The sequence below is a fragment of the Streptomyces sp. NPDC056061 genome (genome assembly GCF_042266885.1).
In the GTDB taxonomy this organism is placed as follows: Bacteria; Actinomycetota; Actinomycetes; order Streptomycetales; family Streptomycetaceae; genus Streptomyces.
The window spans coordinates 21,523-46,763 of record NZ_JBHJWQ010000020.1 but is presented as its reverse complement, the minus strand read 5'-3'; the positions used below and the strand labels follow the sequence as shown (position 1 = coordinate 46,763).

The window sequence follows — 25,241 nt, the reverse complement described above, 5'->3', positions numbered from 1 at the left end:
AATCGCGCCACCGAACCCCAAGTCCCCCACCGGGCACCGCGCGTGGACCGTGCGATCGACCGAACAGGTATCGTCCGTGACGCTGACCACGCACGGAGACCGACAACGATTCAGGCGGTGGAGTATGAACCAGCAGGAGGCCGAACGGGTCGGCAGCCGGGCCCATTCGGCACGCGTGTACGACTGCATCCTGGGTGGCAAGGACCACTACGAGGTGGATCGCCGGGCGGCCGAGGCGTCACTCCGGGCCTGGCCGGGGCTGCGGACGAGCATGCTGGCGAACCGCGCGGCGATGCGCCGCATGGCCCGCTGGCTGGCCGCGGAGGCCGGAATGCGCCAGTTCCTCGACATAGGCACCGGCATTCCGACCGAACCCAATCTGCACCAGGTCGTGCAGGCCGTGGCCCCCGAGGCCCGGATCGTGTACGTCGACAACGACCCGGTCGTCCTGGCGCACGCCGACGCGCTGATGCGGAGCACTCCCGAGGGCCGGACCGCCTACATCCAGAGCGACATGAACACCCCGGACGCCCTCCTCTCCGATCCCACCCTGCACCGGGCGCTCGACCTGGACCGGCCCGTCGCCGTGACGGTCATCGCCATGCTGCAGTTCGTCGCGGACGCGCAGGGCCTGATCGAGACGCTGATGGAGCCGCTCGCCCCCGGCAGCCACGTGGCGGTCACTCTGGCCACGGCCGACCTGGCGCCGGGCTCAAAGGCCCTGGCACGCGAGTACACCGAGCGGGGCATCCCCATGTACCTGCGCGACCACGCGGAGGTCGAGAGGCTGTTCACGGGCATGGAACTGCTGGAACCCGGCATCGTCCCGATGACGTCCTGGCGGCCCCCGGCCGGCGAGGAACTGCCCGACACCACGACGAACATGTACGCCGGGGTGGCGCGCAAGCCCTGACTCCTCCGGACGCCCGCCGGAGTCCCGCACGAGTCGAACGCCCGCGGGCCGGAACCGCCTTGGGGCCGCGTCCCCGATGCCGCGGAGACCGTCGGTGCGGAGACCGGGGGCCGCGCGCACACCGCCGTGCGCGGCGGCCCGCCGACGAACCGCGGGCCGCCGAAGTCCCGGAGCCCGCGGAGCACGTTCCGGGAACCGACGTCGGGGCGTCGGTCTCAGACCTGGAGTTCGCCGTCCCGGACGACGATCCGGCCGCCGGAGACCACCAGCTGCCGTCGCGGGGTGCGCACGAGGGCGTCCTGGACGTTCTCGGCGTCCACCAGGACGATGTCGGCGGGTGCTCCCGCCGCGATGCCGTGGACCTCGCGGTGCACGAAGCCGGCGGCGCGGGTGGAGGCCAGCTCCACCGCGTGGGCCAGTTCCTCATCGGTGCGCAGCCCGTGCAGGCGTGCGAAACCGAGTGCGACGCGCAGCAGGTCGCCGTCGCCGAACGGCGACCACAGATCGCGGATTCCGTCGGTTCCGAGACCGATCGGCACGCCGCGGTCCCGCATCCCGCGCCAGGGGAGCGGGGCGGTACGGGGCGGTGCCACGGTCGTCCAGGCGATGCCGGCCTCCGCGCAACCGTCGAGCAGTTCCTGCTGCCGGTTCGCCGGGAGTTCCCCGAGAGCGAAGCCGTGGGAGATCGTCACCCTGCCGTGCAGGCCGGAACGCCGGGTGCGGTCGATGATGAGCTCGAACTGGAAGGCCCCGAGTTCCCCGCCGTCGTGCAGGTGGATGTCGAGCCCCACCCCGCGACGCTCGGCGACGGCGAACAGGCCGTCGAGCTGGGCGACCGGATCACGGTCGATGGACGCCGGGTCGATTCCGCCGATGCTCGTCGCCCCCGCCCCGGCCGCCCGGTCGAGCAGGTCCAGCACGCCCGGGCGGCGCACCACGCCGTCCTGCGGGAACGCGACGATCTCCACCTCGATCGCACCGTCGAGGGCGTCCACCGCTTCACGGACGGTCTCGATGCCCCGGAGCCCGACACCGAGGTCGACGTCCACGTGCGTGCGCACCGCCGTCGTTCCGTGCCGGAGGAACTCGCGGAGCACCGCGGTGGTCGATTCCGCATTCGGGATACCGAGACCGTCCCGCATGGCGCGTTCATGTGCGATGCGGCCCTGCGTGGTGGCCTCGCCGGCGTAGGAGACCCACGGCTTTCCCCACCAGCTCTTGTCCACGTGGGCATGGGCGTTGACGAGGCCGGGCAGTGCCAGGAACCCGCTGCCGTCGACACGCTCACCGTCGTCGCTCGCGCGGCCGGCAGGGACGACGGCGACGATCTCGGCGCCGGACATCACGATGTCCGCGGGTTCCGCACCCCAGGGGCGGACGTTCGTCAGAGTCACATGGGTCATGACGAAATGGTATTCCAAATGGGTGATCGTGCCGAGGGCGGACGGCGACCGGGGCGCGGGAGGGTGTCGGGGCGCACGAGAAGTCGTCCCCGGCGGGGTGCGGCGCCCGGCGCGACGGCATCGGGGCCGCCCGGTCGGGCCGTGAGCGATAACCGTGCCGCCCGGCACACGGGCGACGGGCCGCCGGAACGACACCCCGGCTCCAACCGGCCGCCGGACCACGGCTACGGGCCCGACGACAAAACCGCCCCGGCGTGGGCGCCGGGGCGGGTGGAGGCACATGCCCGGTGGGGGAGGACCGGGAGGAGACGGAAGAGGTCAGGCGCGCGACTCGCGGGTCTCGCCACCGCGGTCCGCTTCCTTGGCCTTCTGGGCCTGCTTCTCCTTGATGCGCACCGCCTCCTTCCGGACCTCCGCCTGCGTGGCGCGCTCCCGCAGGAGCCATTCGGGGCTCTCCTGCTTCAGCGCCTCGATCTGCACCGTGGTCAGGGCATCGGTGATCCCGCCCCGGGCGAGGCCCGAGATGGAGACGCCCAGCTTCGCCGCGACCACGGGCCGGGGGTGCGGTCCGTCGCGTCGCAGTTCGCGCAGCCACTCGGGCGGATCGGACTGCAGCGCGTCGAGCTCGGTGCGCGAGACGACACCCTCCCGGAACTCCGCGGGGGTGGCCTCTAGGTACACACCCAGCTTCTTCGCCGCGGTCGCGGGCTTCATCGTCTGGGCGGTCTTGTGCGACGTCATGGCGTCAAGGGTATCGAGCATGTGCACCACCTCTGACCAGGGCCGGTAACCTGGCCGGGTGACCAGCTCGGAAGAATCCCCCTCGTTCCGGCTCGCGTACGTCCCAGGGGTGACGCCCGCCAAGTGGGTGCGGATCTGGAACGAGCGGCAGCCCGATGTCCCGCTCGCCCTCGTCGGTGTGCCCGCCGCGGAGGCGGCCGACACGCTGCGCGACGGCGGGGCCGACGCCGGCCTGTTGCGGCTGCCGACCGACCGGGCGGGCCTGAGCGCGATCCCGCTCTACACGGAGACGACGGTCGTGGTGGTCCCGAAGGACCACGTCGTCGCCACGGTGGACGAGGTGTCCGTCGAGGAGCTCGCCGACGACATCGTGCTGCACCCGCTCGATGACACCCTCGTATGGGAACGGCTGCCGGGGCGGCCCGCGATCGAGCGTCCCGCCACCACGGCGGACGCCGTCGAGCTGGTGGCGGCGGGGGTGGGGCTCCTCGTGGTTCCGCAGTCGCTCGCACGCCTGCACCACCGCAAGGACCTCACCTACCGGACGGTGTCCGACGCCCCCCAGTCGCGCGTCGCGCTGTCGTGGCCGGAGGAGGAGACCACCGACCTGGTGGAGGACTTCATCGGGATCGTCCGCGGGCGGACCGTCAACAGCACCCGGGGGCGTCCCAGGCCCTCGGCACAGTCGAAGGACAAGCAGCAGAAGGGCAGGCAGTCGAAGGACAAGCAGCAGAAGGGCAGGCAGCCGGGCTCGGGCACCGCGCGACGCAAGCCCGCCGCGGGCGGGTCGGGCGGCCGGAGCGCACGCGGCGCATCCGGCGGCGCCGGGCGCGGAAAACCCCGCCGCCGGTCCTGAGGGCCGGTCCGCCGTCCGCGGTGGACCGGCGCGCGGCGTCGGGCAGGGGCCGCGGGGGAGTGCGGCGCCGCCCGGAGGACTTCAGCGCACCCGCCGTACCTGCGGTTCCGGTACGACACGCATCACGCCGTTGAGCAGGTGGTCGGTCAGATCGCGCGAGGGCCGGTCCGTGAGGTTGGTCAGCAGCCGGGCCAGGGCGTTGAGCAGGAACGGCGACCCCATGACGTAGCGGTTGAGCACCGGCTGGAACCCGGACCGGCCGAAGACGAGATCGGCCGCCGTGTTGCCGAGGCGGTAGTAGCGCCCCCAGCGGCGGTTCATCTCGACGGGATAGCCGTGCAGCACCCGCTCCCTCCCGGGCCCGCGGGGAAGCGCGAGCGCGAGCGTGGCGGTCTCGGCCGCGACCTCGCCGGCCTCCATGGCCTGACCGATGCCCTCGCCGTTCCACGGACTGATCATGCCGCCGGAATCGCCGACGAGGAGAAGCCCGCGGGTGTAGAGCGGGTGACGGTTGAACCCCAGCGGAAGTGCCGCGCTCCGGACGGGACCCTCGGCGTTCTCCTCGCGCAGCCCCCACGCGTGCGGGGTGCGGGACAGCCACCGGTCCAGGGCCGCGCGCAGATCGGCCTTGCCGTGCCGCCGGTGCGGCAGCGCACCGAGACCGACGTTGACCCGCCCGTCGCCCATGGGGAAGATCCAGCCGTATCCGGGCAGATAGTGATCGCTGTCAGGAAAGCGGAGGTCGGCCCACAGCTCCAGGTACTCCTCCCGGGAACGATCCGGGCTGCGGTAGTAGCGGCGGGCGGCGGTCGCGATCTGCCGACGGCTGTCGCGTTGCAGGCCCAGGGCGAGGGCGAGACGGGCCGAGGCGCCGTCGGCCGCGACGACGAGCGGTGCGCGGAACGTCAGGGACTCCTTCGTCCCGGTCGTGGCGGTGACGCCGGTGACCCGGCCGGACCGGTCGGTCAGCGGACCGGTCACCTTGACCTCGGTGCGCAGGCGGGCACCGGCGGCCACGGCGTGCCGGGCCAGGATGTCGTCGAAGTCGTGCCGGCTGCGCGAGAGTCCGAAGTCCGGGTAGCGGCCGAGCGAGGGCCAGTCGATGTGCACCCGGTGATCCCCGGCGATCCAGCGCATCCCGCGCGAGCGGGTCCACCCCGGCGCCGAGATGTCGACGCCCATCCTGATGAGCTGGTACACCGCCCGCGGCGTCAGACCGTCCCCGCACACCTTCTCCCGGGGGAAGCGCGACTTCTCCAGGAGAAGCACGTCGACCCCCGCCCTGGCGAGATGGAAGGCCGCGGCCGAGCCCGCCGGTCCCGCCCCCACCACGATCACCTGGGCCTCCTCGCCCCGGCCGGGAACGGCGCGTTCGTCCGGCCCGGACCGGTCCGGCGTCGTTTCGCTCATCGGGAACCCCTCTTCCTGATCCTGGGACGGCCGGTGCCGTCCCGAGGACGGCGGGCCCTGGACATCATCATCGATCAGGGGAGGCCGCTGCGGAACGGGGCCCGCCGCCCGACGACCTGCCGACGTGGCGTCAACCGCCGTACGGGGAGGTCGTGGACGCCGCCCTTCCGCCGTGCCCACGACTCCGGATTCCGCAGGACCGCCGGCACTCGCCTGCCGTATCCGGTGGTGCGCGTCAGGCCGAGTTCGTCGAGGACGGAGTCGAGATGCTTCTCGACCGAACCGACCGAGAGGTGCAGGTGCTGAGCGATGGCCGCGTCGGTGCGTCCGAGGAGGAGTCCGATCCGGTGGAGGGCCACCGCGCCCACCGCCGATCCGAGTGTGGTCCAGGTGAGTGCCGAGGCCGGCCCGACGCCCCCCTGACCCGCCGCGATTCCGGTCGGCGGAAGGATGACCTCGCTGGGCAGCGGCGGGAAGAGGTTCTCCGGGGCGATGGCGAGTCCGGCGCCCGGACCCCCATGGTGTCGACGAGATCGGCTGCCCGGCCCGCGATGCCGCCCGCGGGTTCCTGGGGAAGACCCAGCAGTACGAAATCCATGAACGTGCTCCCGGCCGGTCGGGGGCGGGCGCGAGAAGTCCTTCACGCCCCACCGGCTACGCCAGAAAGCGCCGACCGGGGCCGGTACGCGAAATCCCACCGGGAACGGTCCGGTCGAGCGCACCCTCCACGCCGCGGTTTTCCTCGGGGTACGGATGCGCGAACGGGCCGACGCCGTGCGCCGCGGGCGACCGCGACGCGGTCAGTACGGCAGCGGGCGCCCGGACGGGGTCCGGAGGTCGAGCGGGTGCGGCCTCGACGGCGACTGCGGACGTCGGACGATCCTGATGCGGCCCATTGCCACCACCTCCACTCGGGTACCGTCCCTATGCCCGGCGAGCTGCCCTTTCATGCGACGCAGGGCGCTTCAACCCCCGATTTTCACAAGGGAGTTGTGCGGACGGGGTGCGTGTGCGGGCCGTCTTCGACCGGAACGAGCCGACCGGGGGCGGCGTGCGATGCCCCGCAACCGGCCGCCGGGACGCCGCGGTTCACGGCGGGGCGCGTCGCACCGGGAGCGCGAAGGCGTCATGTTCCCGCCGCAACGGGGACAACGCGCGCACGTGCTCGCTATCCTCCCGCCATGAGCCATGAACATGGCACGGGAGGGGCGTCCCGCGCGGTCCTGCGGAGTTCCGGGTGACCGAAGGCGTGGGCGCCGCACCGGACGCCCGTACCGCGGAGGTGTGGAGGGCCTTCGGAACCCGGCTGCGTCGGTGGCGCAGGCGTGCCGGGCTCACCCAGGCCCAGGTGGGTGCCCGTGTCGGCTACGACCACACCGCCATCAGCAAGCTGGAGCACGGCACTCGCAAGACGCCGCTGCCGCTCGCCCGCCGACTGGACGACCTGCTCACGGCCGGCGGCGACCTCCTCGACGCCTGCGAGGCGGCGGAGGCCGAGGCGCCGGGCGGGGCGAGGGACGGCGGGACCGCGCGCGGCGCCACGGTTCCCGGGCGCACCGGGCCCCTGCCCGGAGAACCGATGGGCGGCGATCTGCTCTCCCCGCTGCCGTCGGACATCGTCCCGCCCACCGGACTGCCCTCGTACGGGCTGGTGTGCCCGGTCCACGGCCGTGACGGCTGTGCCGTGCCCGCGCTCGCCGATGTCGTCGCGCTGCACTCGGCGTTCTGCGAACTGGACCCGGCCGCCGTCCCGTACCCGCCGCTGGACGTCGACACCGTGCACGCCCTGACGGTGCTCCTCGCCGTGTGCCTGCGCGCCGACGAGGAACGGGCCTGGCCCGGGGCGACCGCGGTGGTCGAACGCACGCTGCACGCCATGCTGCGCTGGATGGCCCTCCCCGCCGCGCCGTACCACCGCCAACTCGCGCCGCTGGCCGCCGAGTACGCGCAGTCGGCGGGCTGCCTGCGGCTCCAGTGGGGCCGCAACGCCACGGCGATGGCCTGGCTCGACCGGTCGTTGGTCTGGGCGGGCCTGGCCGGTCACGTCGGAACGGAGGTGGCCGCGCTCAGCGACATGAGCACCCTGGCACGGCTGGAGGGCGACGGCCCCTCCGCACTCTCCTACGGAGGAGCGATCCGGCAGGCCGCCGCGGGGCGGTACTGGGCGGGGGCACTGAGCGATCTGTACCTGGCGCGCGGGCACGCGGTGCGGGGCGACGCACGCCAGACCCTGCGGCACGTCGAGCGCGCCTGGTCGCAGATGGACCGGGTGGGCGAGCGGGACGAGGCGGAGGCGCCCTGGCTGTCCGTGGCCTCGGTGCGCCTGCGGGTGGAGTCCGGTGCCGCGGGCGCGTTGCGGGACCTCGCGGCCGCGACCGGGGACCGTCGGCTGGCCCTGCGCGCGGCCGCGGCGGCCCGCAGCGCGCTGGAACTGCTCCCGCCCGGGATGCATTCGGCGCGGACGCTGTTCACGGTACGGATGGCCGACGCCCACGCCTGCGCCAGGGACCCGCAGACGGCACTCGCCATCGCCGGACCCGTGCTGGACACCACCGAGGTGTCCGCCGCGACGCTGCTCGGCCGGGAACTGCGCGGCCTGCACAGCAGGCTGGCCGTCGGACGCGGGGCCGGCCCGGAGGCCGACGCGTTCCTGCGCAGGCTGGCGGCCGTCGTCCGCTGAACGGCCCGGGGCGGGGCATGTACGCACACGCCCCGCCCCGGCCGGTCATTGACGCACGGTCAGCTCGCGTTCAGCGTCACGTCGTCGACGACGAAACTGGTCTGCAGGTAGGCGTCCTCGCTGCTGGTGAACCCGAGGGCGACCGTCTGCCCGGCGAACGCGCCGACGTCGAAGGTCTTCTGGACGTAGGAGCTCATGGCGTCCACGTTGGAGTACGTGGCGAGCGTCTGAGAACCGAGCTTGACGGTGAGCGTGTCGTACGCCGGGTCGCCCGCCGCCTCGTCGGTGTCGGTGCGCAGGTAGAACGACAGCTTGTACGTCGAGCAGCCCGACGGCACGGTCAGGGACTGCGAGACGGTGTCGGAGTGCGTGGAGCCCCAGCCGCCGAGCCAGGCCATGTACGCCCCGCCGTGCGCCGGCTTCTCCGACGTCCGGTTGTTGATCACACCGTCCGTCTGGGTCCAGGGCGCGACACCCTCCTCGAAGCCGCCGTTGGCGACGGCCTGACGCGCCTGGCAGGTGCCGCCGCCACCGACGACGAGCGAGTACGTGGTGCTGTGGGCGGCCGTACCGGTGCCGGTCACCGTGAGGGTGTACGTGCCCGCCGCGGTCTGGGCGCCGACGGAGACGGTCATGGCCGAGGACGTACCCGACTGCACGGAGGCCGGGGCGAACGAGACGGTGACGCCGCTCGGCGCGCCCGAGGCGGTCAGCTTCACCGGCTGGGCGGAGCCCGTGGTGGTCGCGGTCGACACGGTCGTGGTGGTCGAGCCGCCCGGCTGGACGTTGCCCGAGACCGGGTTCACCGAGACCGAGAAGTCGTCGGCCGGGGCAGTGCTGCCGACGGAGGTCTTCCACACCGTGTACGCGACGCCGTCGGCACTGCGGTCGAGCGCCGTCGCGTTGATGTTGGCCGTGGTGTCACAGGCCGAGTGGTAGCAGGAGTCGTAGGAACGGCCCGCTGTGCCACCCCACTTGGCGGCCTGCGCGGCCGTCTTGGTGTCGCCGGCCCCCGTCGCGTAGCCCGAGGTGGCGATGCCGCCCTGCTGGAAGGAGTAGTCGTCGGACCGGCCCTGTCCCTCGACGTTCTCCTCCGGGGCCAGGTTCAGGGAGTCCCAGTACGCCTTCATCGGCGCCGAGGCGGCCGAGTTGACATTGTTGATGAAGTAGCCGGCATTGGTCGAGGCGACCATGTCGAAGTTGTAGTACGCCTTGATGGCACTGCGCTGGGCGGCGGTGAGCTGTTGGACGTAGTACTTCGACCCCTGGAGTCCCTGTTCCTCGCCGTTCCACCAGGCGAAGCGGACGTGCTTGGTCATCGTCGGGTTCGCCTTGGCCAGGGCGAGCGCGTTCTCCAGCAGGACGGCGGAGCCCGAGCCGTTGTCGTTGATGCCGGGCCCGGCCGAGACGCCGTCCAGGTGGGCGCCGAACATGGTCGTCTGGTCGGACGGGCCGCCCGGCCAGTCGGCGATCAGGTTGTTGCCCTGATACGTGCAGCTGGTGCAGGTCTGCTCGGAGACGGTGTAACCGGCCGCCTCCAGCTTGCCCTTCACATAGGCGACCGAGGCGGTGTAACCGGCGCTGCCGGCCCGGCGGTTGCCGCCGTTCTGCGAGGCGATGGTGTTCAGCTGCGTCAGGTGGGCCTGCACGGCGGCGACATCGATGTCCGGCGCGCTGCCGCCGGGGGTGCCGCCGCCGTCGTTCACCGTCAGGGTGTACTGCGCGGTGTGGCTCTGGGCGCCGTCACCCTTCACCGTGAAGGTGTAGGAGCCGGGCGCGGCGGCGGACGTCGCGGACACGGTCATCGTCGAGGACGCCCCGGACTGCACGGAGGCGGGGCTGAAGGAGGCGGTGACACCGTTGGGCAGTCCGCTCGCCGACAGTTGCACCGCCTGCGCGTTCCCCGAGCTGACCGTGGTGCGCACCGTCGCCGTCACCGAACCGCCCGGCTTCAGGGAACCGGACGACGGGTCCAGGGACAGCGTGAAGTCGTTGTTGCCGCTGCTCGTGCAGGTCGGGTCACCACTCTGGGCGGGGATGCCGACGGCATCCCAGGCCGCTTTGGTGCGGTCGAACAGGGCGCAGCTCGCGTCGAGGCTCTTGGCTGCGGTCAGCGTGGTGGTGCGGTAGCGCTTGTAGGTCATGCCGCTCGTCTTGAGCAGCATGCCGCCGTAGAACACCTTGCCCGCGCTCTGGATGCCGACTCCGGTGACCGCGGAGTTGTTGCACGTCGGGCTGGACGGCTTGCCGCCGCCCGGGTTGGAGCCCTCGGCCAGCAGGTAGAACCAGTGGTTCAGCGGTCCGGCGGCGGCGTGCTCCTCGGTGTTGGGTATCGAGGAGCTGTAGCAGTTCGGGTCGCCGGTCTGCGACGGGTTGTACATCACCCGGATCGGACCGTTGCCGACCAGGTTGATCTTCTCGCCGACGGTGTAGTCGGGGTCGTCGTACGGGGCAGGCTCGTTGGCGTACGCCTCGGTCAGCGCTCCCATGATGTCGCCGGTGGCCTCGCCGAGACCGGATTCGTGGTTGGCGCCGCCGGGCGTGTACTGGTCGATGCCGTGGCCGAACTCGTGGCCCACCACGTCCATCGCGCCGATCCACTGGTTGGCGTTGTTGTGGCCGATGGAGACCGAGGTGCCGTCCCAGTAGGCGTTGACGTCGTTCAGGCCGACCTTGACCGGCCAGCTGCGGCCGTTGCCGTCGTGCCCGTTGCGGCCGAGCCAGTCCTTGAGCATGTTCCACTCGTGCTGGGCCGCCCACATGACGTCGACGCAGCCGGTCTCCTTGCTGGAGGCGTTTCCGGTGCCCCAGGAGTCGCTCGACTTGGTGAAGACGCCACCGGTGCCGTAGTCGGCGCAGCTCAGTCCGGGCCGGTTCGGGTCGCGCAGCGAGTAGCTGCCGCCCGACGCGGTGGTGTCGATGGTCAGCGGGTTCGGGCCGTTCCACTGGCTGTTGCCGGTACCGGCCCTGACGTCGTCGTAGCTGTCGAGCACCTTGCCGGTGCCCGCGTCGACGAAGACGTGCAGGCGGCTGGGGGCCTTGGCGGTGCGTCCGGCGAGCACCGTCTCCCAGGCCAGGCGCGGGGTTCGGCCCGAGGCGCGCACCACCAGGCGGTGCGATTCCACCCGCTCGACGGTGGCGAGTCGTTTCCGCGAGACGGCTTCGGCCTTCGCGGCGGAGACGGTGGGGGTGGTCGGTACGTTGATCTGCCGGGGGAGGGCCGACTGGGTGCCGCGCACCCGGCCGCGGGAGTCGGCCATCACGACGGCGTCCCCGCCGACGACCGGCAGGCCGCGATAGGTGCGCTGGTACGCGACCGAGTACATGCCCTTGACCCAGGGGGTCACCATCTGGCGCTCGTAGCGCTCGTCGGGACCCTTCGCCAGGGTGTCGAGGCCGCTGGCGGCGGCCCGGTCGGCCGCCGACACCGCGGCCTGGAGCGCGGTCGGTGCGGGTGGGGAGGGTTCGGCGGAAGCGGTCTGGCCGCCGGTGACGACCAGCATTCCGGCGAGGACGGCCAGGGTTGTCCCGGCCGTCAACGGTCTGCGTTTCATCGAGGCTCCTTGAGTCGGGGGCCTCGACCACGGGCAGCGGCGGACGGTGACGCCTCCGCTTGGACAGCCCGCGTAGCCGTCGCCCGTGATCGAGCGACCGAACACTCACATGTCGCCATGACCTCGTCAACGAACTGCGGTGCCCGCCGCGGGACTTGGCAAGTTTGGTCAAGCCCCGGTGGTGGGATCGCACAACTGCCGCGCCCGGGGCCCGACGTGAACGTCGGCCCCGGGCGGCGGGAAGCGGCTCAGTCCTGTTCGTCCTCGCCGTCGCCGTTCCCGCTGTCCGTCCCTGCGCCGTTCCCGCCGTCCGCCCCGGGTCCCGGCGGCGACGCGGGCCCGGTGTGCGTGGTGGGGCCGGTGTCCGGTGTGCCCGACGTGTCGGAGTCCGGGGCGAACAGGTTCATCCCCAGGTACACGGCGGCGAGGAAGGCGATCGTGCCGGCGATGGCGCTGGCCACCCGGGGCCGGCGTCTGATCGCCGCACGGGCACTGGTGCTCCGCCGGGCCGGCGCGGGCGCCGACCGCTTGCGGTGCCCGCCGGCCTGCGGCAGGCGGTACGTGGCCATGCCCCCGGCCTCCTGTCCCGCGCCGGGTGCCGGAGCGGGCGCCGACGGGTGGACGGCCGGCGGGGCGTAGGGGAGGCCGGTTGCCGCCGGAGCGGGCGGTTGGGCGTACATGGGCAGGGGCTCTGGCTGTCCCCGCCATGCGTCGCTCTGGAACCAGTCGGCGACCTGCTGGGCGCTCGGCCGTTCCTCGGGCTGCTTCGCGAGCAGCCCCAACAGGTAGGAGTCGAAGGCCGGCGGAAGGTCGACCCCGCGCTGCCTGAGCGGCACGGGCGCCGTGTCGACATGCTGATAGAGCGTCGCGGTCGCGGTGTCGGAGCGGAACGGCGGCTCGCCCAGCAGCAATTGGTAGATCACGCAGCCGAGGGAGTACATGTCGGACGCCGAGCCGGCCGTGCGGCCCAGCGCCCGCTCCGGGGCGAGATAGAGGCTGGTGCCGACGATCTGCCCCGTGGTGGTGAGTGCGGCGGAGGGGTCGTCGACGAACTGCGCGATGCCGAAGTCGCCGATCTTCACGGACCCCTCGGCGTCCAGCATCAGGTTCCCGGGTTTGATGTCCCGGTGCACGATGCCCTGCCGGTGGGCGGCGGCCAGTCCTGCGGCGGCCTGGCCGGCGATGCGGGCGACCCGCTCGACGCCGAGCCGCTCCTCGGTCGCGAGCACACTGCCCAGGCTGGTGCCCTCGACCAGTTCCATCACGAGGAAGAATCGGTTCTCCCAGGCCCCGAAGTCGAACACGGCCACGAGATGAGGGTGGCTCAGACGCGCCGCGGTCTGGGCCTCCAGCCGGAACCGCGCCGTGGACGACTCGTCGGCGTGGTCGCCCAGCAGCAGCTTCACGGCCACCGCGCGGCCGAGCACTTCGTCTTCGGCACGCCACACCTCGCCCATGCCGCCACGGCCGATGGGGGAGGTCAAGCGGTACCGACCAGCTACCAGCACCTGTGCACCAATCTCGAATTGTGGGCCGCTCGGACTGCCACGGCCGCGACCCGACCGGATCGGGACGAGGTGGGGGGCGCGCAGCGTGATCAGGATATCGGGCCGCCGGACCACGACGGCACGCCGCGCACCCCACTCGTGATCGGAGCGGTCCCGCGGGGCTCGCGCGGGACGTCGGCACACGGCCGCCGCGTCCGGCGCCGAGGTTCCCTCAGGCCGTCCGGTACGGACCGGACGACCCGGGCACGGGCGGGCGTCAGCGTCTTCTGGGCGCCTGCGCCGGTGCGGCGGCCCCGCTGTTCGCGGCCATGCCGCCCACCGATTCGACAAGCGGCAGCAACCGGTGCGGCACCCGCTCGCGCAGCGCCACCTCGGTGCGTGTCCGCACCACTCCGGGCAGTCGGATCAGTCGCTGGATGACATCCTCCAGATGCCCGTTGTCGCGGGCCACCACCCGCGCCAGCAGATCGCCGCCCCCGGTCGTCGAGAACGCCTCGACGATCTCCGGCACCGCGGCGAGCGCCTCACCGACCTCGTCCAGATGCCCCTGGGTGACCTCCAGGTGCACGAAGGCCAGCACCGGGTGACCCAGTGCGGCGGGGGACAGGACCGGTCCCGTGCCGGTGATCACCCCGTTGCGCTCCAGCCGGTCGATACGGGCCTGCAGGGTGCCCCGGGCGACGGAGAGGATGCGCGCGTACTCCCGGACGCTCGTGCGCGGCTGCTCGATGAGCAACCGCAGGATGCGGGTGTCGAGGGCGTCCACCGCCATGGCTCCGTCGGCCTCCTCCAGAACGATCCGGGCTGCGACTGTACCAATGCCCCGTCAGGGCCCTTGCCGGACAGGTCGGACAGCCCGGACGTGCCGGATCGTTCGGACAGTCCCGATGAGCCGGACGGTTCGGCGGGTCCGAACGGGACCGCGGCGAAGGCTCCTCTCATACCCGTAGTCCCCGGGAGCTACGGAAGAGTTTCACGCTCCGGTGGGACGCCGACTACGGGCACGCGTCCCTAGCTTCGGTACCCGATGGCACCACGGCCATCGGGTACGGAAGGAAGCACCGTCATGTCGTCCCCTCCGCGCGGTTCCCGCCTGCGCCGCGGTGTGCTCGCCGCGGCGGTCGCCGCCTCGGTGGCCGTGCCCGTGGTGGGAGCAGCCGGTCCGGCGGCCGTACCGGCTCCGGCTCCGGCCGTCCGGGGCCCGCTGCGCATCGCCGCGCCCGCGGCCCTCGCCGAGCGCTATGCCGCGACCCGGGCGGACATCCGGGCCGCCGAGCGGGTGGCCGCCGCCCACGGCGACCGCAGGCGGGCCGCCGCACTGGCGGCCATGGCGGAGCCGGGACGCCGTTTCCTCTCGTTCGACGGCCGCGACGGCGGCCGCGGCGCGGAAGTGTTCGGAGATCTGTCCCGCGCCGAACGGATCGCCGTGCTGGTGCCCGGCGCGGGCATCGACCTCGACCACTACTGGCGCCTGCGCAACGGCGCCGCCGCGCTCCGCGAGGAACTCGGCGACCGCTCGGCCGTCGTCGCCTGGCTCGGCTACCGGACACCGGCGACGGTGAGCCCGGCCGCGCTGACGCCGGGAAGGGCGTTTGAGGCCGCGCCCGCGCTGCGGCACTTCGTGGACGAACTGCGCGCACTGAGACCCGGGGCCAGGACCAGCCTCCTGTGCCACTCCTACGGCTCCGTCGCCTGCGCCCGGGCCGCGCACGGGCTGCGGGTCGCGGACATCGTGCTGTACGGAAGCCCCGGCACCGGATACCGGACCGCCGCCGGCCTGCGGGCGAGGGCCGTCGTCTGGGCCGGCCGCGGCGGCGACGACTGGATCGCCGACGTGCCGCACACGAAGCTCCGACTGCCCTTCACCGACATCGGATTCGGCGCCGATCCGGTCGCGCCGGCGTTCGGCGCCCGGGTCTTCGCCGCGGGCGACGGCGGCCACAGCGACTATCTGCTGCCCGGCTCCGTCCCACTGCGGAACATCGCCCGGATCGTGGCCGGAACCGGCCCGTCCGCGACAACCCCCGGAGACAGCCATGCGTGAACTCGTCCGGCGGATCGACTCCGCCACTCCCGCCGACCGAGACCGGGCCGTCGACGCCCTGCGCGCGCTCGCCATCGCCGGAGTGGTCCTCGGCCACTGGCTGGTGACCGCGATGGTGTCCGACAGCGGCACCCTGTACGGTGCGAGCCCATTGCGCCACATGCCGCAATTCGCCCCGGTCTCCTGGGTGTTCCAGACCCTTGCGGTCTTCTTCCTGGTCGGCGGACACGTCGGTGCCAGGAGCCATGCCTCCGCCCGCGCCCGCGGGGAAAGCTACGGCCGGTGGCTGCGTGCACGGCTGCTGCGGCTGCTGCGGCCGGTGGTCGTCGTGCTGCTCGTGTGGGCCCTGGCGGCGGGAGCGATGCTCGCCTCCGGCACGGATCCGGACACCGTGCGTGCGCTGTGCGGACTCGTATGGTCCCCGCTCTGGTTCCTGGTGGTCTTCGCGGCCCTGACGGCGACGACGCCGCTGGTGGCGGCACTGCATCCGCTGTGGCCGTTCGCCGTAGTGCTGGTCACGGACGTCTACCGGTTCGGCCTGGACGGATCCGCCGGCCTCGCCTGGATCAATGTTCCGGCGGGCTGGCTGGTTCCGTACTGCCTGGGGGCGGCCTGGGCACGGGGTGAACTGTGCGGCCGCAGGACCGGCTGGACCCTGTTGCTCGGCGGCACCGCCGCCACCGCCGGACTCGTCCTGTGGGCCGGTTACCCCGCCGCCATGGTCGGAGTGCCCGGCGAGAAGATCTCGAACCTCGACCCGCCGACCCTGGCCGCGGTCACCTTCGGCCTCGCCCAGTGCGGGGCGGCCCTGCTGCTCCTCGCCCCGTTGCGCCGACTCCTGCGCCGGCCAGTGCTCTGGGCACCGGTGGCGATGACGAACCTCTCCGCGATGACCGTGTTCCTGTGGCATCAGACCGCGCTGATCGCGGTCACCGCGGTCGGCCTGCTGCCGGGCGGGCCGCTGCCCGGCCTGCACACCGCCCCCGACACCCCCGGCTGGATACTCGCGCGCCTGGCCTGGCTGCCCGTCTTCGCCGCGGTGCTGCTGATCTGCTGGGCGGCGTTCCGCGGATACGAGCAGCGGCGACCGCCGCGCGGGGGCGCGGTCGTGCGGAAGGGACGTCCGGGCCCGCCGACGCCTCGACGCGTGGCGGACCGGCAGGCGCGAGAGGCGTCCGCGTCCCTGTCCGCCGTACGAGGCCCGGCCGAACGGCGTCAGGCCGGGGACGCTGCCTGAGGCGCACCTTGTGGAACGGGCCGATCCGGTGGGACGGCCGGGACGTCCGGGGACACCGGCTCCAGTCCGTTGGCCTACTCATGGCACACCATGACGCCTCTCGGATGGGCCAATGGCTCACTCAATCAACGGGCGGTTGAGCCACGGGCCGCGCGGGTGCTGTGATGTGTCCCGTCGATGGCGCTGCGGATCTCCGCGGCGCCTTTTTCATGCCGGTGTGTGTGGGGCCGGTGCGCAAACGGGAGCATGCGGTGCTGAAGAGGATGTTCGTTTCCCCGGATCCGGGGCGGCTGCGACTGCGCAGCGGTCTGCGGGCCGTCCTCGGCATCGGCCTGGCCGTCACCGTGTGCGGGCTGGCGGGCCATTCGCTCGTCGCGGCGATCACCGGCGGGCTCGCCGCGCTGCTCGCCCTGTTCACGGTGCTGGACCCGACGGTGCGGGGCCAGGCGGTCACCACGGTGCTGCTGCCCGTCGTCGGGTTCCCCGTGCTCGCCCTCGCCGCACTGCTGCACGACCGTCCGGTGGCGCGGAGCATGGTGTTCCTCGCCGTCATGGGGCTGGGGGTGTACGCGCGGCGGTGGGGGCCGCGAGGCCATTCGCTGGGCGTCTTCGCGTTCATGGCCTTCTTCACCACCCAGTTCCTCCACACAGTGCCGGCCCAGCTCCCCGAGCTGTACGCAGCCGTCGCCCTCTCCCTGCTCGCCTCGTCGACCGTCCGCTTCGGACTGTGGTGCTACGAGCGGGGGCGCCCTCCCGCCCTCGTGCCCGCTTCGGTGCCCGGCCGGGGACTGGCCCGGGTGACCACACGTCAGGCCGTCCAGGCGACGGCCGGCGGGGCCGTCGCCCTCGCGGCGGGGCTGCTCCTGTCCGAACAGCGCTGGTACTGGGCGGTGGGCGCGACGTGGTGGGCCTTCGTCAACACCACGTCGCGCGGCGAGACGCTGGTGCGCGGCTTCCGCAGGGTTCTCGGCACGCTGATCGGCGTTCCCGTCGGCCTGGCCGTCGTCGTGCCGCTGCACGGGGCGGCCGTACCGAGCGCGGTTCTCGTCGCACTCGGCGTCTTCGGGATCTTCTACACCGCCGCGGTCTCGTACACCTGGATGATGTTCTCCGTCACGGTGCTGGCCGGAGCGCTCTACGGGCTCCTCGGCGTGCTCGACCCGGCCCTGCTCCTGCTGCGACTCACGGAGACGGCCGCCGGGGCACTCGGTGCGGCCCTCGCCGTGCTCCTCGTGCTGCCGGTCACCACCCACGCCACGACCGATGCGTGGATCCAGCGGGCCCTGCGCTGCGTGCACGCCTGCATCGCGGAGGCGACGGCCCGCCTCGCGGGCACACCGCACGCCGACCCCGCGCCCCGCATCGCCGAACTGGAGGTGCTGCTCGGCCGGGTCCGGATGTCGCTGGCGCCGCTGGTGCACCCGCTGAGCCCGCTGCGAGCCCGCAGGGCCAGAGCCGAGCAGGTGCTCGCCCTCCTCGACGCGTGCGCGAACGAGGTGCGCGGACTGGCCTCCGTCGCCGCGGACCCGGAAGCGTCCCACGACGTCCGCCTCACTACCGCGTGCCGACGCGTCGAGACGTCCGTCGAGGCACTGACCGCCCCGGACCCGGAACGACGGGCGGACGTATCGGGCATCCCGCCGCGGAGTGCCGCGACGGAGCCCGCGCTCGCCCATCTCCACGGCCTCGAACGGGCGCTGGCCGAACTCGCGGCACCGCTGCGCAGCGCACCGGGAGCCCCGCTGATCGGTGCCTGAGCCGCTCCTGTCCCCGCGCCCGACGCATCGAAACCCTGGTCCAGACCTTGACCGGTCGACTGCTACCGTCGCCCCCAGGGAGACCGTGACGGCAAGCGGGCCGTGATTCGGTCGGCGGAAGGCCGGAAAGGGGCAGTGCGATGACACACGCTACGACGGACCGGGAAGACGGCACGGGGCGGGCATACATCGGGTCGTTCACCTCGGCGGGAGGGCGGGGAATCATCACCGCCACCGTGGACCGGGAGACCGGGGAACTGTCCGTCCTCGGCGCGACGGACATCGTGCCCGACCCGTCGTACCTGGCACTGGGGGACGGGCCGGAGCCGGGCGGCAAGGTGCTCTACGCGGTCAGCGAGACCGAGCACGGCGCCGCCGCGGCTCTCGACGTCACGGACGACGTGCCCCGGCTGATCGGCGGGACGCAGCCCGTGGACGGTGAGGGGCCGACCCACCTCGCACGCACGGGGGGCCACCTGCTCACCGCCAACTACGGCTCCGGCAGCGTCAGCGCCCTCGGCGTGCTGTCGGACGGCTCCGTCGGCCCCGTCGACTCCGTCCTCGCGCACGAGGGCAGCGGCCCGGTATCCGACCGCCAGCGCGCCCCGCACGCCCACCAGGTGCTGCCCGACCCCTCGGGCACCTGGGTGCTCAGTGTGGACCTCGGGACCGACTCCGTGAGGATCTGCGCCCTCGACGGCACCACCGGGGCGCTGCGCCTGCACGGCGAGACGTTCCTCCGGCCGGGCACCGGCCCGCGGCACCTGGCCTTCCACCCTGCGGGCGGCCACGCCTACGTCCTGAACGAACTCGAACCGACCGTCACCGTGTGCAGCTGGGACGCCGGTGCGGGAACCCTGGAGCCGATCGGCGAGACGGCCGTGCTGCCCGAGGGGACGGAGATCGGGGCGGACACGGTGACCTACCCGTCCGAAGTGGTCGTCTCGCACGACGGCCGCTTCCTGTGGACCGCGAACCGGGGACACGACAGCATCTCCGTCCTGGCCCTCGACGCGACCGGCGGGAGCGTGACCCCGGTCACGACCGTGGACTGCGGCGGACACTGGCCGCGCGATCTCGCGCTCGACCCCACCGGACGGTGGCTCTACGCGGCCAACGAGCGGTCCGGGGACGTCAGCTGGTTCGCCGTCGACCCGGAGACCGGCGTCCCGCGCCGAGCCGGATCACTCACCGCCCCCGCCGCGTCCTGCGTGGTCTTCGCCTGAGAACCTGTCACGCCCCGCACAGCGCGAACGCCGGACGGACCCGGTTCCTCCCGGTCCGTCCGGCGTTCGCACACGATCTGCGGCCGGGGCCCGCCCGGCATCCGGTTCAGCGTGCCTGAACACCCTGCGGCATGGCCGGCGTGATGCCGAGCGCCGTCATGTACATCGAGAGCACGAGCTTGCCGATCGCCGGATAGTCGCCGAGCGGCTGGGCAGTGGCGCAGTCCGCCTCCTTCGCCGCGGCGTCGAGCAGCCCCTCGGGCACTTCGGGGCCCACGAGGTACGGGGCCAGGGCGAGCTGCGCCGATCCCGATCCCGTCAGCTGCGCGGCCACCGAGGCGACGGAGCCCTCCACGTCGAGCGCCGCGGCCATCACCGGAACCGCCAGGCGGGCGGCGAGCAGCATGCCCGTGATCCCGGCCGCCTGCACGGCTTCCTCGCCACCCACCGTGGCCAGGATGATGCCGTCGGCGGCGGTCGCCACGGTGAAGAGCCGGGCGCGGTCGGCGCGGGCCAGACCCGCCTCGGAGAGGCGGACGTGAAGTGCCTCGGCCAGCAGCGGATGGGGGCCGAGCACGTCCGTCAGTTCCACCTGCGTACCGCTGTCCATCACGGCCTGCCGTATCCGCCGGATCAGGGCGCTGTCCGGCCCCGCGAGCAGCGGCACCACGACAGCGGACGGACCCTCGGGCTCGGCGACCTCGCGGCCCGCGGCCTGCGCCTGCTCGTAGCGCGCGATCCGCTCCGCGGCATTGTCGGCGAGCACGGCCGAGAGCGTGGGGAACTCGGCGTCGTCGCCGTCGAGGTAGCCGATCCGGGCGTTCAGCCCGGGCAGCTCGGAACGGGCGATGCTGATGACGTCCTCGGCCAGGCTCCGCGTGGCCGAGGTGGGGGTACCGGGAACGGCGAGAACGAGCGCGGCGGCGCCCTCGGGCGCGACCACGGGCTCCGGGCGGCGGTGCCGTCCGGACTGGCGAGGTCGCGGCATTCGTACAGGCAGGCCGGAAGCGGGCCCAGTGGGGGTGCTCATGGCGCCGCATGCTACTGGTTTTGAGTGCCCCTCCGTTCGGGGAGGGCCCAGTCGGGCGTCATCTGTCCCCTTTTATCCGATGGGAGGCTTTACGCCCGACTGTCCCGCTCTGTCGACGCCTGTCCGAGGTCACTGTGCAGGCCCGTCACCGAGTACGCACAGCAGTGCCGGATGGTGGGGCAGTCGCAGGTCCCCCTTGGCCAACGCGCGTGCGATGGACAGTGCGCCGTTCAACGGATCACCCGAACCGGGGACCAGCGGTGCCTGCGGGACCTGCCGGGACAGTTCCTCGCGCAGGGGGCCGAGCAGTGCCTCGCCCATGCGGAACAGGCCGCCCGCCAGGGCCACTTCGTACGGATCGTCGTCAAGTCCGGCCTTCGGGTGGACGGCCGCGGCCGCCGCCGCGATGTGCCCGGCGGCCTCCCGCAGAATGTCCGCGGCGACCGGATCCTGACCGGCACACGCCGCGACCTCGGGGGCGAACGACGCGAGTACGGCAGGCCGGTCGGTGCGCGGATACAGGAGCCCCGGCAGCTCCGGCGCCGGGCCGAACACCGCCTCCAGCCGGGCCAGCAGTGCGGGGGACCCGCCGCGCCGGCCGTCGTGGGCACGCATGGCCGCGTCGAGACCGGCCCGCCCGATCCAGGCTCCGCCGCCGCTGTCGCCCAGCAGGTGCCCCCAGCCGTCGGCGCGGCGCCAGTCCCTCAGATCCGTGCCCAGCGCGATCAGGCCCGTGCCGCCCGCCACGACCGCGCCCGGACGCTGTCCCATCGCACCGACGTACGCGGTCACCGCGTCGGCGGCGAGGGCGAGCTGCCGTACCCCGAGTTCCCGTTCCAGGGCCGCGGGCAGTTCGGTGCGCAACTGGCGGCCGAGCGTGGCCATCCCGGCGGCGCCGATCGCGACCGAGACGATCTCGGGTCCGTTCCCGGCGCCGTGCCGTTCCCTCATGCGGCGGACGGCGGGCAGCAGTTGCTCCAGCAGATGCCCGGCGTCGATCCCGGCCGGGCCGGTGCGCACCGGTTGGTCGCAGACCGCCGTGTCCACGGCCTCGTCCGTGTCCAGGGTGCCCAGTGCCACCCGCAGCCCGGAGCCCCCCGAGTCCACGCCGAGCACGAAGGACCTCGACCTGCCGCCGGACGCGGCGGACCCGGCTGTCACGAGCGCCGTCCCCGGGCGCGACGAGTGCCGCTGTGTTCCGGCGTGTGCCCGTGTGACCTCATGGAACGGCTCCTGTGCAAGGGGAGATGACGGCGGCAGCCTATCCCGAGCCCTTGGCGAAGGAACCGGCCGTACGCAAGATCGCCGGGAGCCGGGAGCCGGGAGCCGGGAGCCGGGAGCCGGGAGCCGGGAGCCGGGAGCCGGGAAATGGGAAGTGGGAGGAGGGAGGGGGCGGAGGGGGAAGGCGGCGGTGGGGGCGTCGGACCGGCGAGGATCGGCGTCCGGCGGGTGCCCGTTGGGCCGGTAGAGTGACGTTCCGTGGCACCACGACCCTTGAATGAAGTAGTCGAGTCCGGTTGGGCCGAGGCGTTGGCCCCCGTGGCGGGACGCATCGCGGCGATGGGCGATTTCCTCCGTGCGGAGGTCGCGGCCGGCCGCACGTATCTGCCGGCCGGTGCGAACGTCCTCCGGGCGTTCCAGCAGCCCTTCGACGAGGTACGTGTCCTGATCGTCGGTCAGGACCCCTACCCGACACCGGGGATGGCCATGGGGCTGAGCTTCTCCGTGGCTCCCGAAGTACGCCAGCTGCCGGGCAGCCTGGAGAACATCTTCCGGGAACTGCACACGGACCTGGGTCTTCCGCGGCCGTCCAACGGCGACCTGACACCCTGGACGCGCCAGGGCGTGCTGCTGCTGAACAGGGCGCTCACCACCGCACCCCGCAAGCCCGCCGCGCACCAGGGAAAGGGTTGGGAGGAAGTCACCGAGCAGGCGATCCGAGCCCTGGTGGCGCGCGAGAAGCCCCTGGTGTCCGTGTTGTGGGGACGGCACGCGCGCAATCTGCGACCGCACCTCGGCGACTACCCGGCGATCGAGTCCGCGCACCCCTCGCCCATGTCGGCGGACCGCGGCTTCTTCGGCTCGCGTCCCTTCAGCCGCACCAACGAACTCCTGCTCCGCCAGGGAGCCCAGCCGGTGGACTGGCAGCTGCCGTAGGCGACAGCCGCCGGGACCGTACGGCAGACCGTCCCGGCGGGCTCCTGGCGCGCGACGGCCGGCGGCCGATCGGCTCCCGGCCGTGTGATGAACCGGTCGGCAGCGGGGGACGTCGAAGCGGCCCCGGCCCGCCCGGCAGGAGCCGATCCGTGCAGGGCGAAACCGGGAGGGTCACCGACCGGCCGTCATCACCCCACCGTCGCCGCCCGGACGCAGAGCACGTCCGGCAGGTGGTGGGTGAGCTGCTGCCAGCTGTCCCCGTCGTCGGCGCTCGCGTACACCTCGCCGTTGCGGTTCCCGAAGTAGACCCCTGCCGGGTCGGCGTCGTCCGTGCAGAGCGCGTCCCGCAGCACCGTGCCGTAATGCGCGTCCGCGGGCAGCCCTGCCGACAGCGGCTCCCAGCTGTGGCCCGCGTCCTGGGTGCGGAACACCCGGCAACGGTGCCCGGCCGGTACCCGATCGGCATCGGCGTTGATGGGGAAGACGTAGGCGGTGTTCGCGCGGTGCGGGTGCGCGGCCATGGCGAAGCCGAAATCGGAGGGCAGGCCCCGGCCGATGTCCGTCCAGTTGTTCCCCGCGTCGTCGCTCCGGAACACGCCCCAGTGGTTCTGGAGGTAGAGCCGGTCGGGATCGACCGCGTCCCGCGCCACCTTGTGAACGCATTGGCCGAACTCCGGCTCCGGGTCGGGAAGGAAGACCGCCGACACGCCCTTGTTCGACGGCGTCCAACTTGCGCCGCCGTCCGCGGTGCGGAAGACCCCGGCCGCCGAGACGGCGACCGTCACGGCCATGGCGTCCCTCGGGTCCGTGAGGACGGTGTGCAGCCCTTCGCCGCCGCCGCCCGGAATCCAGGCCGAGCGCGTCGGATGTTCCCACAGGGGACGGATCAGCTCGAAGGAGATCCCGCCGTCCGAGGAGCGGAAGAGCGCGGCCGGTTCCGTTCCCGCGTACACGACATCGGGTGCCTCGGAACCCGCCGGATGCAGCTGCCAGACCCGTTCGAGCGATGCGCCGGTGAACTGCGGGAACTTCACCGCTGGTTGCTTGGGCTCGATCCAGGTGCGACCCAGGTCGTCGGAGTGGAAGACGGACGGCCCCCAGTGCGAACTGTCCCCGCCGGCCAGCAGCCGGGGGACCTTCCGGCGGGTGTCGATCGCGAGTGAGTAGATCGCCTGGGCGTTGAAGTGCGGGCCGTCGAACTCCCATGTGCCCCCATGGCGCCGGCCGATGAAGAGTCCCTTGCGGGTGCCCGCGGCGAGCAGTACGTCGGTCATGGCTGAAACCTCCCGAAACGCCGTTGTGTCGGATACGGGAAAGTCTGCACCTCGCCACTGACAGAGACCCGCAGGGCGGCGCCGGGTGATCCGCCCTGTTGTTCCCGGGGCCGCGGGGGTACGGTGCGGCAGGACAGAAAGCGCTTGCGCAACGAGGGCGCGACGACCGATCGACCGAGGAGCATCCGTGCCGACCTTCGAGGGACTGCCCGGCGGCGTCGCCGTCTCCCACCTGCGCGTCTACGACTGGCCCGCGGCGGACGGCCTGCGCGGCGGCACGCCCCATCTCCATCTCGCCTGTTCCGAGGCGTATGTGGTCGTCGGAGGCGCGGGTTCGGTGCAGACGCTCACCGCCTCGGGATTCCGGCAGACGCCGCTGACCCCGGGCGCCCTGGTCCGGTTCACGCCCGGCACGATCCACCGCCTCGTCAACGACGACGACCTGCGGATCGTCGTCCTCATGGAGAACAGCGGACTGCCCGAGGCGGGGGACGCCGTTCTCACGCTGCCGCCGCGCCACCTGGCGGACGCCGACCGCTACCGGGCCGTGACCGCTCTTCCCGCCGACGGCGACGAAGCGGAGCAGGAGCGGGCCGCTCGTGCCCGACGGGATCTGGCCGTCGAGGGTTTCCTCGAACTGCGCCGGGCCGCCGAGGCCGGTGATCCCGCACCGCTCGCGGCCTTCCACCGGGCCGCCGCCGCTCTGGTGCGCCCGAGGGTCGGGGAGTGGCGACAGCGCTGGCGTAGGGGTGCGGCTGCCGCCTCCGCGGCGACGGGCGGTCGGCTCGACGCCCTGGAGTGCGGCGACTGCGGACACCTCGCCGATGCCGTCGTCCATGCCGAACGCCCCTCCGCGTACGGCAGGTTCGGCATGTGTGGCCGGTTGGACGTCTACCGCGGCTGAACGGCCGCCCCCGGGCCGGTGCCGAGGGAGGTGTCGGAGGCGGGCCGGACCAGGACCCGGGTCGTGCTGCCGTCGTCCTCCGCCATGTCGCGCACGTGCCGGAAACCGATCCGGTCCAGCAGCGCCAGTGACGCCGTGTTCTCGGCGGCCACCGTCGCATGCACCTCGGACAGTCCGAGCACGTCGTACCCGTACGAGGTGAGGGTCCGGGCGATCTCGGTGCCGAAACCGCGCCCCCACGCGTCCGGAGCCAGGGCATACACGATCTCGTGACCGTCCACGTCCGAGGACGGTTTGATCTCCGCGTGCCCGATCAGACGGCCATCGTGCCGTACCGCCCACACGTCGAAGAGTTCCTGGGCGTACACCTTGCTGAAGACGCGTCCGAACAGGGCGCGGTCCTCGTCCTCCGTCTTCGGCCCGTCGCCTATCCACCGGGACACCCGGACATCCTGGAAGAGGCTCACGAAGGCGTTCTCGTCCGCGGGGGAGTAGGGCTCCAGGAGGAGCCGCTCGGTGCGCACAGTGGGGGTCGACATGTCATGGG

Annotated in this window: 19 protein-coding genes and 1 pseudogene; 9 read left to right on the top strand and 11 right to left on the bottom strand. The window is 72.8% G+C overall.

The genetic code is table 11. The annotated features are described in order from the left end of the window. The first annotated feature begins 124 nt into the window (after positions 1-124). Positions 125-913: an SAM-dependent methyltransferase gene (locus tag ACFC79_RS25615; RefSeq protein ID WP_376244153.1), complete on the top strand. Its 789-nt coding sequence runs from the start codon at positions 125-127 to the stop codon at positions 911-913. A gap of 215 nt (positions 914-1,128) precedes the next feature. Here ACFC79_RS25615 and ACFC79_RS25610 read toward each other — a convergent pair whose 3' ends face one another. Next, complete coding sequence (locus ACFC79_RS25610; RefSeq protein ID WP_376244150.1) at positions 1,129-2,316, bottom strand: amidohydrolase; 1,188 nt, start codon at positions 2,314-2,316, stop codon at positions 1,129-1,131. 318 nt (positions 2,317-2,634) lie between these two features. Beyond that, complete coding sequence (locus ACFC79_RS25605) at positions 2,635-3,057, bottom strand: DUF5997 family protein (RefSeq protein WP_376244399.1); 423 nt, start codon at positions 3,055-3,057, stop codon at positions 2,635-2,637. A 58-nt stretch (positions 3,058-3,115) separates the two neighbouring features. On the opposite strand from ACFC79_RS25605, the gene ACFC79_RS25600 reads away from it, so the two are divergent. Further along, positions 3,116-3,913: a LysR substrate-binding domain-containing protein gene (locus ACFC79_RS25600; protein WP_376244147.1), complete on the top strand. Its 798-nt coding sequence runs from the start codon at positions 3,116-3,118 to the stop codon at positions 3,911-3,913. Between the two features lie 81 nt (positions 3,914-3,994). Here ACFC79_RS25600 and ACFC79_RS25595 read toward each other — a convergent pair whose 3' ends face one another. Both ACFC79_RS25595 and ACFC79_RS25590 read right to left on the bottom strand, forming a co-directional pair. Next, on the bottom strand, positions 3,995-5,323 hold the full coding sequence (locus tag ACFC79_RS25595) for a geranylgeranyl reductase family protein (RefSeq protein WP_376244144.1): 1,329 nt from the start codon (positions 5,321-5,323) through the stop codon (positions 3,995-3,997). Between the two features lie 323 nt (positions 5,324-5,646). After that, a pseudogene (locus ACFC79_RS25590) lies at positions 5,647-5,921 on the bottom strand (DedA family protein); the annotation flags it as partial. A gap of 639 nt (positions 5,922-6,560) precedes the next feature. Here ACFC79_RS25590 and ACFC79_RS25585 point away from each other — a divergent pair. After that, entirely contained in the window at positions 6,561-8,003 is a 1,443-nt protein-coding gene (locus ACFC79_RS25585) for a helix-turn-helix domain-containing protein (RefSeq protein WP_376244141.1), read from the top strand. A gap of 59 nt (positions 8,004-8,062) precedes the next feature. Here the strand turns inward: ACFC79_RS25585 and ACFC79_RS25580 are convergent, their stop codons facing one another. The 3 genes from ACFC79_RS25580 to ACFC79_RS25570 all read right to left on the bottom strand — a co-directional run bounded on the left by ACFC79_RS25580 (position 8,063) and on the right by ACFC79_RS25570 (position 13,837). After that, complete coding sequence (locus tag ACFC79_RS25580) at positions 8,063-11,557, bottom strand: M28 family peptidase (RefSeq protein WP_376244138.1); 3,495 nt, start codon at positions 11,555-11,557, stop codon at positions 8,063-8,065. 248 nt (positions 11,558-11,805) lie between these two features. After that, positions 11,806-13,014 (bottom strand): serine/threonine-protein kinase, encoded by a 1,209-nt coding sequence (locus ACFC79_RS25575; RefSeq protein WP_376244397.1) that lies wholly within the window; start codon positions 13,012-13,014, stop codon positions 11,806-11,808. A gap of 307 nt (positions 13,015-13,321) precedes the next feature. Beyond that, complete coding sequence (locus tag ACFC79_RS25570) at positions 13,322-13,837, bottom strand: Lrp/AsnC family transcriptional regulator (RefSeq protein WP_376244135.1); 516 nt, start codon at positions 13,835-13,837, stop codon at positions 13,322-13,324. A gap of 294 nt (positions 13,838-14,131) precedes the next feature. Here ACFC79_RS25570 and ACFC79_RS25565 point away from each other — a divergent pair, with 294 nt between their 5' ends. The 4 genes from ACFC79_RS25565 to ACFC79_RS25550 all read left to right on the top strand — a co-directional run bounded on the left by ACFC79_RS25565 (position 14,132) and on the right by ACFC79_RS25550 (position 19,329). After that, positions 14,132-15,109, top strand: a complete 978-nt coding sequence (locus tag ACFC79_RS25565) for an alpha/beta hydrolase (RefSeq protein ID WP_376244132.1) — start codon at positions 14,132-14,134, stop codon at positions 15,107-15,109. Then, positions 15,102-16,346 (top strand): acyltransferase, encoded by a 1,245-nt coding sequence (locus tag ACFC79_RS25560; protein ID WP_376244129.1) that lies wholly within the window; start codon positions 15,102-15,104, stop codon positions 16,344-16,346. Before ACFC79_RS25565 ends, ACFC79_RS25560 begins: the two co-directional genes overlap by 8 nt. Positions 16,347-16,597: 251 nt before the next feature. Then, positions 16,598-18,103, top strand: a complete 1,506-nt coding sequence (locus ACFC79_RS25555; protein WP_376244126.1) for an FUSC family protein — start codon at positions 16,598-16,600, stop codon at positions 18,101-18,103. Positions 18,104-18,243: 140 nt separating this feature from the next. Beyond that, positions 18,244-19,329 carry a lactonase family protein gene (locus tag ACFC79_RS25550; RefSeq protein WP_376244123.1) on the top strand — a complete coding sequence of 362 codons (1,086 nt, stop codon included), beginning with the start codon at positions 18,244-18,246 and terminating at the stop codon, positions 19,327-19,329. A gap of 106 nt (positions 19,330-19,435) precedes the next feature. Here the strand turns inward: ACFC79_RS25550 and ACFC79_RS25545 are convergent, their stop codons facing one another. Together ACFC79_RS25545 and ACFC79_RS25540 are read right to left on the bottom strand one after the other, a co-directional pair. Continuing rightward, a complete protein-coding gene (locus ACFC79_RS25545) occupies positions 19,436-20,359 on the bottom strand; it encodes a sirohydrochlorin chelatase (RefSeq protein ID WP_376244121.1) in 924 nt (307 codons plus the stop codon). Between the two features lie 129 nt (positions 20,360-20,488). Next, the gene (locus tag ACFC79_RS25540; protein WP_376244118.1) at positions 20,489-21,520 is read right to left on the bottom strand and encodes an N-acetylglucosamine kinase; all 1,032 of its coding nucleotides are present in this window, start codon (positions 21,518-21,520) and stop codon (positions 20,489-20,491) included. 318 nt (positions 21,521-21,838) lie between these two features. Between ACFC79_RS25540 and ACFC79_RS25535 the strand changes: the two genes are divergently transcribed. Next, on the top strand, positions 21,839-22,516 hold the full coding sequence (locus ACFC79_RS25535; RefSeq protein ID WP_376244115.1) for a uracil-DNA glycosylase: 678 nt from the start codon (positions 21,839-21,841) through the stop codon (positions 22,514-22,516). 188 nt (positions 22,517-22,704) lie between these two features. On the opposite strand, the gene ACFC79_RS25530 is transcribed toward ACFC79_RS25535, so the two are convergent. After that, positions 22,705-23,790 carry a WD40/YVTN/BNR-like repeat-containing protein gene (locus ACFC79_RS25530; protein WP_376244113.1) on the bottom strand — a complete coding sequence of 362 codons (1,086 nt, stop codon included), beginning with the start codon at positions 23,788-23,790 and terminating at the stop codon, positions 22,705-22,707. Between the two features lie 187 nt (positions 23,791-23,977). Here ACFC79_RS25530 and ACFC79_RS25525 point away from each other — a divergent pair, with 187 nt between their 5' ends. Next, positions 23,978-24,694, top strand: coding sequence for a cupin domain-containing protein (locus ACFC79_RS25525; RefSeq protein WP_376244110.1), 717 nt, complete (start codon positions 23,978-23,980; stop codon positions 24,692-24,694). On the opposite strand, the gene ACFC79_RS25520 is transcribed toward ACFC79_RS25525, so the two are convergent. Next, positions 24,682-25,233, bottom strand: coding sequence for a GNAT family N-acetyltransferase (locus ACFC79_RS25520; RefSeq protein ID WP_376244107.1), 552 nt, complete (start codon positions 25,231-25,233; stop codon positions 24,682-24,684). The genes ACFC79_RS25525 and ACFC79_RS25520 overlap by 13 nt on opposite strands. Positions 25,234-25,241: the final 8 nt, after the last annotated feature.

Coding starts and splice junctions, on each gene's coding strand:
- ACFC79_RS25550 (WP_376244123.1), top strand. CDS start 18,244: ATGACACACGCTACGACGGACCGGGAAGACGGCACGGGGCGGGCATAC.
- ACFC79_RS25595 (WP_376244144.1), bottom strand. CDS start 5,323: ATGAGCGAAACGACGCCGGACCGGTCCGGGCCGGACGAACGCGCCGTT.
- ACFC79_RS25610 (WP_376244150.1), bottom strand. CDS start 2,316: ATGACCCATGTGACTCTGACGAACGTCCGCCCCTGGGGTGCGGAACCC.
- ACFC79_RS25580 (WP_376244138.1), bottom strand. CDS start 11,557: ATGAAACGCAGACCGTTGACGGCCGGGACAACCCTGGCCGTCCTCGCC.
- ACFC79_RS25605 (WP_376244399.1), bottom strand. CDS start 3,057: ATGACGTCGCACAAGACCGCCCAGACGATGAAGCCCGCGACCGCGGCG.
- ACFC79_RS25615 (WP_376244153.1), top strand. CDS start 125: ATGAACCAGCAGGAGGCCGAACGGGTCGGCAGCCGGGCCCATTCGGCA.
- ACFC79_RS25575 (WP_376244397.1), bottom strand. CDS start 13,014: ATGGGCGAGGTGTGGCGTGCCGAAGACGAAGTGCTCGGCCGCGCGGTG.
- ACFC79_RS25545 (WP_376244121.1), bottom strand. CDS start 20,359: ATGAGCACCCCCACTGGGCCCGCTTCCGGCCTGCCTGTACGAATGCCG.
- ACFC79_RS25560 (WP_376244129.1), top strand. CDS start 15,102: ATGCGTGAACTCGTCCGGCGGATCGACTCCGCCACTCCCGCCGACCGA.
- ACFC79_RS25565 (WP_376244132.1), top strand. CDS start 14,132: ATGTCGTCCCCTCCGCGCGGTTCCCGCCTGCGCCGCGGTGTGCTCGCC.
- ACFC79_RS25530 (WP_376244113.1), bottom strand. CDS start 23,790: ATGACCGACGTACTGCTCGCCGCGGGCACCCGCAAGGGACTCTTCATC.
- ACFC79_RS25570 (WP_376244135.1), bottom strand. CDS start 13,837: ATGGCGGTGGACGCCCTCGACACCCGCATCCTGCGGTTGCTCATCGAG.
- ACFC79_RS25520 (WP_376244107.1), bottom strand. CDS start 25,233: ATGTCGACCCCCACTGTGCGCACCGAGCGGCTCCTCCTGGAGCCCTAC.